This window comes from Pseudomonas sp. P1_C12 (genome assembly GCF_056406435.1).
This window is the reverse complement of the sequence record NZ_JBFUAE010000036.1, coordinates 1-13,485: the sequence shown is the minus strand read 5'-3', so window position 1 is coordinate 13,485 and position 13,485 is coordinate 1. Positions and strand designations below refer to the sequence as shown.

Here is a 13,485-nt window from a genome sequence, read left to right as displayed (position 1 = left end):
GCTGTACCTCTTCTGTAGTTCGCTTGACAAGGACCTAATGTGACACGTGATGAGAGTGAAGTTCACTGCACCGCGACGAACGTGCCTGCCTGAAAAGCCTGTAGTGGCTGCAAACTCCCGGCAATTCCCCGCGCTTGACGCCTCTCGACCATTCGTCCTTTAAACCCCGTATTTGTTGGTCAAAGTCCGTTTCTGAAGGAGGTCATGACATGTCATGACGGATTTTTCGCGCGGTGGTTGTGACAGTACGTGGACCGAAAATGCCTGCTATCGAGCCAGGGGGAAATGTCGGGTATTGGCTGTGGATTCAACCGGTCGATGCAACAGACTGGCTCAATCTGTTGCATCGACCGGTTGAATCCACGTCGCCTCAGGGCCATCAGCCCCAAGCAAAAGCGGTCGGTATCTCCATAAGTGGGGCATTACACCCACCCAACCGGGCGTTTACCACCTGATTTGAGGAATATCCCCCCCTCACCCTTTCTCTCGCTTCAAACACTCAGAAACAGCCTGTTAATTCATTTGAACTTTATCTTCGCCCTATTGAAATGGCTCATTAGTTGCAACCCCCCTTGGGTACCCGCAACAGCTGTCGTCCCGGACATCATGGAGACGGCGGGGCTTGCCGGATTGGGCATGGCGCGAGGGGTGAAAAATGAAACGTGCGACACCACTATGCAGCTCCATCGGCTCTTATGAGGAGTTCTTATGAGTTCCATGATCAAGATTGGCATCGTTGATGATCACCCGCTGTTAAGGGATGGGGTCACAATGGCGCTGAAGAAAATAGCTGACTTTCAGGTGGTCGGGCAGGGCGGGTCTGCCGATGATGCCCTGGAAATTGCCGCTCGTTTTGCTCCGGATGTTTTGCTGATGGATGTAAATATGCCGGGCGATAGCTTTGCTGCCGTGCGAGCGATCTCAGCTTCTTCACCGGCAGTTAGAATTTTGATGCTGACGGTATCTGAGTCCATCGAGGACGCCTATACCGCCCTCGAAGCAGGCGCGCAGGGATATGCGTTGAAAGGCATAAGCGGTCGTGAACTTGTACAAGCCATCAGACAGGTTGCCGGTGGTGAAACCTTCATTACACCCAAGCTTGCCAGCAAGCTCTTAGGCAGCTTCAGAAAGCACGCGGGTGATAAGCAAAAGGTCGAACTGACCCATCGCGAAGAACAAGTTATCCGGGAGGTATCGAAGGGCCTGACTAACCGCGAGGTTGCTATCAAGCTTGAGCTCTGCGAGAAGACAATCAAGCACTACATGACGAATGTCATGTACAAGCTACGGGTTCGTAACCGGACGCAGGCAGTCGCAGCAGTGAGACGGCATTGGGAGAGTGACCATATCCCCAGCTTATGTGGTGCTCTTCAACGCCGCGACTTGAATGACAATGGTAAGACAAGTAACGGGCGATAAGCGCTTGCGGTTACTTGGGTGCAACGATCATTTTGTCACGGATGATCAGATTCTGAACTGCGCCCTGGCTTTGGTTCCGGCATGGGGCGCCGATTCAATGATGAATATTCCGCCGAGGGATTCGACGCGATAGCGCATGCCGACAAGGCCCAGATGAGTCCTGCCTCGACTTGGCACACTCGGTTTCTCGGTTGGAATACCCACTCCTGCATCCTCGACTTGCACTTCCAGTAGCCCTTCGAAGTGAGAGGCGCTGAGTTTTTGGCCTTTTCCTCCGGCGTGAATATAGGCATTGTTCAATGCTTCCTGGGCGAAGCGGTAAATACAAATTTTATGCGCTATCGGTACATCGTCCGCAAGCGTATCAAGCTGCAGTTCGACTCGCGTCTCGGTTCGCTCTTCGTGCCGCCCGGCAAGCAATACCAGCGCATCGTGCAGGCTCAGATCATTGACTTCCGGAAGTGCCAGGTCGAGTGATATTTCCCGCACTTCGTTTAAAGCATCCTCGCCGGCACGTCTTATCATTTCGAGGACTTCCCCATCCGAGGCGCCTTGCGAATCTTCGAGCTCTTCAAGGCGAAGGAGAATAAGCGACAACAGCTGAGCAGGACCATCATGAAGATCTGCCCCGATCCGACGGAGAGTGAGTTCATTGATTCTGGAAAACTCACGATTAGCTGTAGTGACTTTGCGCTGAAGGGCGGTATTATTTGAGTGCAACTTTGCTTGCTCATGCATTCGCCATTTAAGTGCTGATTCCTGCTGCTTTATGATCTTGTCGTCACGCCGAACGATAAAAAATAACAGCAAAAGCATGGCCATCGTTGCTGCACCAACAATCGCCCATACTTTCTTGCGAACGTTATTGATTTCGCGCTGTAACGCTTCCGCGGTTTCGTAGAACTCACCAACCGCAATAATCTTTCCAGTACCTGCTTCGCGCAGTGGAGCAAAAATTTCATAGAGCGGAATATTCAGGCTTCGCTCAAAAGCATCCTCAATATCATCCGCAGTATCATCCTCAAGATCACTGTCCAGTTCTGTATAGATCTTGCCTGTCAGCGCCTGTGAGATCTCCACTGTCGGAAAATGTTTTTGGACCGCTGATTTGTCGGTGCTGTAGACAATCGTGCCGTCTGGAAGCCAGATTTTCACCGAGACAACATGTGTACTGAACGAGGTGCTGGACAGCAGGTGATCAATGGTCTGAATAGTGCCATCGGGGAGTTCTTTGGCAGTGGTTAATCCCTGGACGAAGGGTTCGAGAAAGTTCTGCATATAACGCGCCCCCGTCTCCGCCGCCGTTTGAACCGTTGCATCTTCGATACTCTGGCTTACGAGGTTTCCAACGAGCGTCATGGTCAAACCCAGAATTATTGTGGCGCAGATGACGAACTGGGTTGAGCGGCTCAAATGGCGCAATTTCGCCCGGGTGCCCTGGCTCCCGGGCACTGCGCTACTGGACGTTTGGCCAGTGTCTGATTCGACCAAGGTCTGATCCGAATCATTGACCAAGGTCTCAGAATTTGATTGGGCTTTCGTCTCTGTACACATCCGGGTAGCACCTCAATACTCATTTTTAATGGAGTGTATAGCTAGCGTTTGAGGTTGAAGGCGGGAGGCGCGATGAATAGTTTAAAAAAAAGATGCTCGATCAATCTGGGTAATCGCTATCTCCGGCAAAAGCAGCCGGAGGTTATTACCAATAGTGTGGTCGGTCATTCGCGCCCTGTACTGTCACTTTACGGCCATACAGGCCAGGATGGAAACGAATGTACGCTTGGCGTTCAAGTCAAGCTCAGTTCACTTGGAATCTCTGTTGAGAAAACGCTCCAGTACAATTTTCAGTACAACAGCGCGAGTGTTCCACTCAATCAGAACCAAACCTGCGGTTCTAATGATTTCCTGACTCCGCCACCAGGCGTGTGGAACCCGTCTCCAATACAGACTAGTCAATTCGTAGTCGTTGCCAGTTTGCTCATGGATAAAAGGCTTGTTGACGAAGCCGCATGGACGCAGAACCGTGCCATCACCCCTCAGGAACTTCCGGACTATGGCGATTTTCGCGAGCCTATTCCGGCCAATGACTCTGATCGCTGGATGTGTGGCATCTGTGACAAGCCCCCTATGCCTGAGAGAGCAATATGGACAGACGCATAGAGCCCCGATACGTGACGGGGCCTTTAGTAAGTTACGCCATCTATTCAACCTGCGTTCATGGGCCGTCGCCTCCTTGAGGCGCAATACCAGCCTGTAGTTACGGTTGTCATGGGGAATTGATCCTCAGTCGAGCACTGCTGATCGCATGCGATTCAGTAAGGGCTCGGTGCGGCCGTTGTACCAGGTCCCGTCGTTCAATTTTAGATTTTTATTTATGGGGTTCAGCACTAAACCACGCGTTTGCAGCCGTGTTTTATGCGTGTGGTTTCCTGATTAGTCAAGCATCGAGGAAACAGCCATGGCCAGCTTCATCAAGTCCGATCTCGAGTTCATTCTCGAACAAATTTTCATCGCTGAACGGAATGCGGCAGGCGCGAGTCTGGCTGACATGCTGCCGAACGTAGAAGTACCCTTCGGCCTGCGCACCGTCTCCGGCATCGACAACAACCTGGCCAATCCCCAGTTCGGTGCCGCCGACAATTTCTTTCCGCGTATGACGACGCCGGTGTTCAATACCGCGCAGGTCCAGCCGGTCGGCTTCTTCGGCCCCGCCGATCCTGGCGGAACCACGCCGACCTCCTACCTGCAGACCAGCGGTTTCGTCTTCGACTCGCAGCCGCGCACCATCAGCAACCTGATCGTGGACCAGACCGCCAACAACCCGGCGGCAGTCGCGGCTGCAGCGGCCAATCCGGATTCACAAGTCGTCACCAGCCCCGGTCTGGATGGCCTGTTCGGCACCGCCGACGACGTTTCCGTCTTCCAGATTCCCAATATCACGCCGGACGCGGGCCTGACCGCGCCGTTCAACCAATGGATGACTTTCTTTGGCCAGTTCTTCGACCATGGCCTGGACCTGGTCACCAAGGGCGGCAGCGGCACAGTCTTCATTCCTTTGCAGCCCGACGACCCGCTCTTCGTGCCGGGCAGCCCGACCAACTTCATGGTGCTGACGCGCGCCACCAATCTGCCCGGCCCCGACGGCATCCTCGGCACTGCCGATGACATCCACGAGCAGAGCAACACCACCTCGCCCTTTGTCGATCAGAACCAGACCTACAGCTCGCATCCCTCGCACCAGGTGTTCCTGCGCGCCTATGAGCTCAACGCAGCGGGCGATCCGGTCGCCACCGGCAAGCTGATCACCAATCGTGACCTGGGTGTCGATGGGCATTTCGGCACCGCTGATGACGTCGAAATCGGCGGCATGGCCACCTGGGCAATCGTCAAGGCCCAGGCCCGTGATCTGCTCGGCATCAACTTGACCGATGCGGACGTGTTCGACGTACCGCTGCTGGCGACCGATGCTTACGGCAACTTCATCAAGGGGCCCAACGGTCTCCCTCAAGTCGTGATGAAGGGCGCGGACGGCATTGCCGGCACGGCCGATGACGTGCTCGTCGAGGGTAATCGGGCTGCACCGATCAGCCTGACGAACGCTGTGCGCACCGGTCACCAGTTCCTCATCGACATCGCCCACAGCGCCGATCCGACCGGCGGCCTGACGGCTGATGCGGACACCGTCATTGGCGGCCCGCAAGCCCCCGGCACCTACGACAACGAACTGCTCGACAAGCACTACATCGCTGGCGATGGCCGGGTCAACGAGAACATCGGCCTGACCACGGTGCATTCCATCTTCCACAGCGAGCACAACCGCCTGGTTGACCAGACCAAGGAGACGGTGCTGGCCTCCGCCGACCTCGACTTCCTGAACAAATGGCTGATGCCCGACGCCCAACTGGCGGCGTTGCCGGTGACGGCGGCCGACATCGCGGCCCTGCACTGGAACGGTGAGCGGTTGTTCCAGGCCGCCAAGTTCGGCACCGAGATGCAGTACCAGCATCTGGTGTTCGAGGAGTTCGCGCGCACCATCCAGCCGCAAGTGGATGTCTTCCTGGCACCCATGGGTAACGACACCACGATCGACGCGTCGATCGTCGCCGAGTTCGCGCACACGGTCTTTCGCTTCGGCCACTCGATGCTGCTGGAGACGGTCGATCGTTTCGACCCCAACTTCAACGTCGTCGGCGACGGCAATCCGGTTGACCCGGGCAATCAACAGACCGGTCTGATCGCGGCCTTCCTCAACCCTCTCGCGTTTGCTGCGAGCGGCCCTACCCCTGAGCAGGCGGCTGGCGCCATCGTGCGCGGTATCACGCGGCAGGTCGGCAACGAAATCGACGAGTTCGTCACTGACGCTCTTCGCAACAACCTGGTCGGCCTGCCGCTGGACCTGCCCGCGCTCAACCTGGCGCGCGGCCGCGAAGCCGGCATCCCGTCGCTGAACGAGGCGCGGCGCGAGTTCTACCACATGACCGGCGACAGCCAGTTGACCCCCTACACGAGCTGGGCCGATTTCGTGCAGCACATGAAACACCCGGAATCGCTGGTCAACTTCATCGCCGCCTATGGCACGCATTCGAGCATCACCGGCGCCACCACGCTGGCGGACAAGCGCGCTGCGGCTGCTGACCTGGTGTTCGGCAGCGCCACGGCGCCGGCTGATCGCCTGGACTTCCTGAACAGTACCGGCGTCTGGAGCAGCAATGCCGGTGCGGACGGTATTCTGCACACCGCAGACGACGTGACCATCACCGGCCTGGACAACGTCGACTACTGGATCGGCGGCCTGGCCGAGGAAAAAATGCCCTTTGGCGGTCAGCTGGGTTCGAGCTTCAACTTTGTCTTCGAAACCCAGTTGGAAAACCTGCAGAATGGTGACCGCTTCTACTATCTGGCCCGCACCGCGGGACTCAACTTCGGCACCGAGCTTGAGAACAATTCGTTCGCCAATCTGGTGATGCTCAACAGCGACGCAACACACCTGCCGGCCAACATATTCCTGACGCCGGCCTTCATCCTGGAGGTCGATCCGACGCACCAGTTCAACCAGAGTGTGGTGGCCGGCCCGGACGGCATCGTCGGCACGGTGGACGATCTGCCAGCCAACGCCGACCCCTTTGGCCCGTCGGACCACCCGATTGGCTCACCACGGATTGACCATTTCACGCCGCTGGTGATCCGCGACAACCCCGCCACAGTGGGTCTGGATACCAACTACCTGCACTACACCGGCGGCGATACGGTCGTGCTTGGCGGCACGGCCGGCGACGACATCCTCATTGCCGGCGACTCGGACGACGACACCGTCTATGGCGACGCCGGCAACGACCGCCTCGACGGCGGCTACGGCAACGACAACGTCTTTGGCGGTGCCGGCGACGACATCATCACCGACATCGGCGGCAGCGACACCCTGCGCGGCGAGGACGGCAACGACGTCATCCAGGCCGGCAACTCGACCCTCGGCCTCAACAACCTGGTCTTCGGCGGCGCTGGCAAAGACTTCATCATCACCACCGAAGACATCACCATGACCTTCGCCGGCGCGGGCGACGATTTCATCCTCGGCGCCAAGGTCAACCTCGCGCCGACCGGCAACGAAGGCGACGACTGGATCGAGGGCGGCACCCAGGACGGTGCACCCGGCGATAACATGAGCCCGACATTGTCCGACGATGTGCCCGGTAACGACATCTTCATCGGCACCGGCGGATTCGATGAAATGATCGGTGAAGGCGGCGACGACACCTTCGTCGCCAGCGACGCTCAGGACAAGATGGACGGCATGTCCGGGTTCGACTGGACCACCTACAAGAATGACAAGTACGGCGTGACCGTCGACATGGTCGTCCCGTTCTTCAGTCCCTATCACCCTGTGCCCGATGCCGCGGGCAATATCGTGGGCGCGTTTGCGCAATCGGCCGATGCGGTCTATGACCGGTTCGCGGAAGTGGAGGGCCTGTCGGGGTCGGCCTTCTCCGACTTCCTGCGCGGCGATGAACAAAACGCGGCCATCATCGCCAACATCACGGCCAGGGGCAGCATCCTCACCAACTTCGATCTCGTCAGCGGCCTGCGGGCCTTCGTCGGCAGCGCCGGTTTCGGTGCCGACGGTATCGGGGGGACGGCCGACGATCAGTTCGGCGCGGGCAACATCATCCTCGGCGGCGATGGCAGCGACATCATCGAAGGCCGTGGCGGTAGCGACCTCATCGACGGCGACAAGTGGCTCAACGTGCGCATCAGCGTGCGTCAGAACATTGATGGCACCGGGCCGGAGATCGCCACTTTCGACAGCATGACGCCGATGATCCCGCTCATGCTGAACGGCACCTACAATCCCGGCCAGCTCGTCGCCGTGCGTGAGATCCTGTCGGGCGCGGGTGGCTTCGACACCGTCAACTTCATGGGGCCGCTGTCCAACTACACAGTCTCCGTCAACGATAACGGCACCCCGGCCAACTTTGCCGATGACATCGTCACCGTGACCGACAATGTCGGCAAGGAAGAAACCGACCGCCTCACCAACATCGAACGGCTGCAGTTCTCCGATCAGTCCATGGTCCTCGTGCCCGGGCTCAACGCTGAGCCTGTGGGCGCGCTGACGGTGGATAACACCGCGCCGACCGTTGGCCAGATACTGACCGTGTCGGCGGCAGGCCTCACCGATGCCGACAACGCGGGCGGGGCGATCCACAATTCCATCAGTTACATATGGCAGTTTGAAGCGGCACCGGGCTCGGGCGTCTTCGAGGACATCATCCTCGGCCCAGGCCGCATCGGTATCGGATTTACCAGAGCGGACGCGCCCACGCTCACGGTGACGGCGGATCTTGCCGGCCTGGCAGTGCGTGTCAAAGGCATCTATGCGGACGATCATGGCGTGACCGAGCAGGTATTCTCGGCACCGACTACGGCAGTAGTGGCCGGGGCGCCGGCCCCCGCAGCGGCGCCTTCGCTGATCGATCCGCAGACCACTGCCCCCAGCAACGGTGTGCGTTACACGCAATCCGACCTGGCGTTCATTCTTGACCAGATCAAGATAGCGGAACACCACGCGGCCGGTGAGAACCTGAACTCGCTGCTCCCGAACATACGGGTGCCGTACGGTTTGCGCACGGTCGAAGGGACGGAAAACAACCTGCTCCATCCCGAGTTCGGTGCCGCCGATAACGTATTCCCGCGTCTGACCACGCCGGACTTCCGCCCGGCCGACGCCGGTACGAGTTACACCCAGACCAGCGGCCTGGTGATCGACTCGCAGCCGCGCACCATCAGCAACCTGATCGTCGACCAGACCGCCAACAACCCGGCGGCGGTCGCGGCCACCTTCGATCCCGGTCTGGATGGCGTCCTCGGCACCGCTGATGATGTCTTGAAAGTTGGTGCTCAGGTGGTTACCGGAACCCGCACCGACGGCACGACGTTCCAGACCTTCTTCGACCCGAACGTGAGCCCCGACGCGGGCCTGACCGCGCCCTTCAACCAATGGATGACCTTCTTCGGTCAGTTCTTCGACCATGGCCTGGACCTCGTCACCAAGGGCGGTTCGGGCACCGTGTTCGTTCCGCTGCAGCCGGATGACCCGCTGTTCGTGCCTGGTAGCCCGACCAACTTCATGGTGCTGACGCGCGCCACCAATCAGCCCGGCCCCGATGGCATTCTGGGCACGGCTGACGACATCCACGAGAACACCAACACCACCTCGCCGTTTGTCGACCAGAACCAGACCTACAGCTCGCATCCTTCGCACCAGGTGTTCCTGCGTGCCTATGAGCTCAACGCAGCGGGCGATCCGGTGGCCACCGGCAAGTTGATCGAAAATCGTGATCTGGGCGCCGATGGCGTGTTCGGTACGGCCGACGACGTCGGGATCGGTGGCATGGCCACCTGGAAGGTGGTCAAGGCGCAAGCCCATGATCTGCTCGGCATCAATCTCACCGATGCCGATTTCAACAACGTGCCACTGCTGGCGACCGACGCCTACGGCAATTTCATCAAGGGTCCGAATGGTTTCCCACAGGTGGTGATGTTGGGCCCGGACGGCATTGCCGGCACGGCCGACGATGTGCTCGTTGAAGGCAATCCGGCGGCGCCCATCAGCCTGCTCAACGCCGCGCGCACCGGCCATGCCTTCCTCAACGACATCGCACACACCGCCGTTCCGATCGACGACGTGACCGGCGCAGCACTCCTGCCCGATGTGGACACTGTTGTTGGCGGTACGCCTGCGCCGGGCTTCTACGACAACGAATTGTTGGACGCGCACTACATTGCCGGCGACGGCCGGGTCAACGAGAACATCGGCCTGACCACCGTCCATTCGATCTTCCACCATGAGCACAACCGCCTGGTCGATCACACCATGGCGGTGGTCCTCGCGACAGCGGCAAGTGGCGATGTGTCGTTCCTGAACGAGTGGCTGCTGACGCCCGTCACTGCGGTTCCCGCCGACACCTCGACCCTTGACTGGAACGGCGAGCGCCTGTTCCAGACCGCGAAGTTCGGCACCGAGATGCAGTACCAGCACCTGGTGTTCGAGGAGTTCGCGCGTACGATCCAGCCGATGGTCGATCCCTTCTTCGCCCCGGGCCAGGTGTACGACACTGCGATCGATCCGAGCATCGTTGCCGAGTTCGCGCACACCGTCTATCGCTTCGGGCACTCGATGCTGCTGGAGCAGGTCGACCGGCTGGATCCGAACTTCGCCTCGAGCGATATCGGGCTGATTCAGGCCTTCCTCAACCCGCTCGAGTTCGCGGGCAGCGGCCCCACTCCGGAACAGGCGGCCGGCGCCATCGTGCGCGGCGTGACCCGCCAGGTGGGCAACGAGATCGACGAGTTCGTCACTGAAGCCCTGCGCAACAACCTGCTGGGTCTGCCGCTCGATCTGCCCGCCATCAACCTGGCGCGCGGCCGCGATACCGGCATTCCGTCCCTGAACGCGGCGCGGCGGGAGTTCTATCTGCCTACTGGCGACGCAGAACTCAAGCCTTACACCAGTTGGGCCGATTTCGTGCAGCACATGAAGCATCCGGAATCGCTGATCAACTTCATCGCCGCCTACGGCACGCACTCGACCATCACCAGTGCCATCACGCTGGCGGACAAGCGCGCCGCGGCTGCGGACCTGGTGTTAGGCGGCGCGACCGCACCGGCCGACCGTGTCGACTTCCTCAACAGCACGGGAGCCTGGGCCAGCACCGCGGGTGCGGACGGTGTTCTGAACACCGCAGACGACGTGACCATCACCGGTCTGGACAACGTCGACTTCTGGGTTGGCGGGCTGGCCGAGGAGAAGATGCCCTTTGGCGGCATGCTCGGCTCGACCTTCAACTTCGTCTTCGAGAACCAGATGGAGAAACTCCAGGACGGCGACCGCTTCTACTATCTGGAACGCACCGCCTCGATGGACTTTGGCGCCGAACTGGAGAACAACACGTTCGCCAATCTGGTGATGGCCAATACCGACGCAACACACCTCTCGGCCAGGGTTTTCCTGACGCCGGCCTACACACTGGAGGTCAACCAGGCGAACCAGTACAACCCGAGTGTGATTGCCGGTCCCGACGGCATTGTCGGCACCATCGACGATCTGCCGGCCAGTGCCGATCCTTTTGGACCGTCGGACCACCCGAATGGCTCACCGCGCACTGACTTCCTCACGCCGCTGGTGATCCGCGACAACCCCAACACAGTGGGCCCAGATACCAACTACCTGCACTACACCGGTGCCGATACGGTCGTGCTCGGCGGCACGCCCGGCAACGATATCCTCATTGCCGGCGACTCGGACGATGACACGGTCTATGGCGATGCCGGTAACGATCGGATCGATGGCGGCTACGGCAACGACCAACTCTTTGGCGGTACCGGTGACGACATCATCACGGACATGGGCGGCGACGACGTCATCCACGGCGAGGACGGCAACGACGTCATCCAGGGCGGCAACGGCCTCAACCTGATCCTCGGCCAGGCCGGTCAGGACTTCATCGTCACCGGCGAGGACGCGGCTGACACCAGCGGCGGCCTGGGCAACGACTTCATCCTCGGCAGCAAGGCGAACGAATTCGCGCGCGGCGGCGAAGGCGACGACTGGATCCAGGGCGGATCCGCCGATGGCGTTGCCGGCGACAACTTCGACCCATTCGGCAACGATCCGATCAATGGCAACGACGTCTTCATGGGCGATGGCGGACCGGACAACTTCGACGGGGAGGGCGGTGATGACATCATGATCGGCAGCCCCAGCGAGGCGGACCGCTTCATCGGGTTCTCCGGTTACGACTGGGCGACCTTCAAGGACGATCCGGCCGGCGTGACCATCGGCCTCAACTCCAGGCTGCGCTTCTTCGATCAACCGGCGGTGCCTGGCTCCAACGCGTCGATCCTTGCCCGGTTGGACCTGGTGGAAGGGCTGTCGGGATCGTCCCATGCCGATTTCCTCAGTGGCGATGACTCCACTGCCGACTTGCTCGCCATCGCTGGCGCCAAGGGCAGCGTGCTCACCAACTTCGACCTCATCAGCGGCCTGCGGGACTTGGTCGGCAGCGCCGGCAACGGCGCGGATGGCATCGCCGGCACAGCCGACGATAAGTTCGACGGGGGCAATATCGTCCTGGGTGGCGCCGGCAGCGACGTCATCGAAGGCCGTGGCGGCGATGACATCATCGACGGCGACAAGTGGCTCAACGTGCGCATCAGTGTGCGGCAGAACATCGATGGCACCGGGCCGGAAATCGCCACCTTCGACAACATGACGCCACTGGTCCCGCTCATGTTGAACGGCACCTACAACCCCGGCCAGCTCCAGATCGTCCGTGAAATCCTGACGGCGCCCGGTCCTGACTTCGACACGGCGCTGTTCTCCGGCAATTTTGCGGATTACACCGTGATCGAAAACGTCAACGGCACCTTTACGGTCATCGACAGTGTCGCTGGCAGGGACGGGACCGACACCCTCAGCAATATCGAGCGGTTGCAGTTCGCCGATCAGGCGCTCGTGCTCGGCGGTTTGAACTCGGCGCCAGTCGGTTCGCTGACGATCGACGATCCTACGCCCGCCGTCGGCCAGACGCTGACGGTATCGGCGGCCGGCATCACGGATGCCGACAACACCGCGACCGGCGGCGCGATCACCAGCCCCATGAGTTTCTTCTGGCAGTTCGAAGCGCGCCCGGGCTCGGGCGTCTTCGAAGACATCACCTTCTTTGCCGCCGGAGAGGTCTCGCGCGCGGAGGGTACGACCGCCACAGTGGGCTCGGAACTCAGGATCGCACCACCGGCGACCCTCATTGGCGCCGTGCCGGCTATCCCGGAACTCGTCGTGGCAGCCGGACTGGCTCTGCGCGTCAGGGCGGTCTACAAGGACGCCAATGGCGTGCTGGAGGAGGTGTTCTCGGCGCCGACCGCAGCGATCACGCCGGCCGGTACCGGCACCGTCAATGTCCTGCCGGTCGGAACGGTGCTGATCAGCGATACGACCCCGACGCCAGGCTCAGCCTTGACCGCCACGGATGCATTCACCGACGCCAACGGGACCACGACCTCGGTGATTACCCATCAGTGGCAGGTGGGGAGCGGTGCGCTCTTTACCGACATCGCCGGCGAGACGGGCACGACCTTCACGCCCAGCCAGGCGCAGACCGGTCTGCAACTGCGGGTCGTCGCGAGTTACGTCGATGACCTCGGCACACTTGAGCGGGTCACTTCTGCCGCAACGACAGTGGTCGGCGAACTGTTTGTCGGTACCGCCGGTGCCGACATATTCACCGGCACAATAGGCGACGACCTGGCCAGCGGAGGTGATGGCAACGACATCCTGAGCGGCTTGGGCGGCAACGACATCCTCAATGGTGACGCGGGCAATGACATTCTCATCGGGGGTACGGGTGCCGACACGATGGCCGGCGGTGTGGGCGACGATGTCTACGAAGTCACCGACCTTGGGGACGTGGTGACCGAGCTCGCCGGTGCCGGTAACGACACGGTCTGGACCTCGCTCTCGGGCTACACGCTGAGTGCCAACGTCGAAAATCTGTTTTTCGGCGGCAGCGG

Annotated in this window: 4 protein-coding genes; 3 read left to right on the top strand and 1 reads right to left on the bottom strand. The window is 60.3% G+C overall.

The window, feature by feature from the left end; all coding sequences use genetic code 11:
- Positions 1 to 708 precede the first annotated feature (708 nt).
- Positions 709 to 1,419: a response regulator gene (locus tag AC1D19_RS30100; RefSeq protein ID WP_477765547.1), complete on the top strand. Its 711-nt coding sequence runs from the start codon at positions 709 to 711 to the stop codon at positions 1,417 to 1,419.
- A gap of 45 nt (positions 1,420 to 1,464) precedes the next feature.
- Here AC1D19_RS30100 and AC1D19_RS30095 read toward each other — a convergent pair whose 3' ends face one another.
- On the bottom strand, positions 1,465 to 2,973 hold the full coding sequence (locus AC1D19_RS30095) for a sensor histidine kinase (protein WP_477765546.1): 1,509 nt from the start codon (positions 2,971 to 2,973) through the stop codon (positions 1,465 to 1,467).
- A gap of 72 nt (positions 2,974 to 3,045) precedes the next feature.
- Here AC1D19_RS30095 and AC1D19_RS30090 point away from each other — a divergent pair, with 72 nt between their 5' ends.
- Both AC1D19_RS30090 and AC1D19_RS30085 read left to right on the top strand, forming a co-directional pair.
- The gene (locus AC1D19_RS30090) at positions 3,046 to 3,579 is read left to right on the top strand and encodes a hypothetical protein (RefSeq protein ID WP_477765545.1); all 534 of its coding nucleotides are present in this window, start codon (positions 3,046 to 3,048) and stop codon (positions 3,577 to 3,579) included.
- 298 nt (positions 3,580 to 3,877) lie between these two features.
- A partial coding sequence (locus AC1D19_RS30085; protein WP_477765544.1) for a peroxidase family protein occupies positions 3,878 to 13,485 on the top strand: 9,608 nt, incomplete at its 3' end.

Excerpts from the sequence above, each read along its gene's own strand:
- AC1D19_RS30100 (WP_477765547.1), top strand. The coding sequence starts at position 709 with ATGAGTTCCATGATCAAGATTGGCATCGTTGATGATCACCCGCTGTTA.
- AC1D19_RS30095 (WP_477765546.1), bottom strand. The coding sequence starts at position 2,973 with ATGTGTACAGAGACGAAAGCCCAATCAAATTCTGAGACCTTGGTCAAT.
- AC1D19_RS30090 (WP_477765545.1), top strand. The coding sequence starts at position 3,046 with ATGAATAGTTTAAAAAAAAGATGCTCGATCAATCTGGGTAATCGCTAT.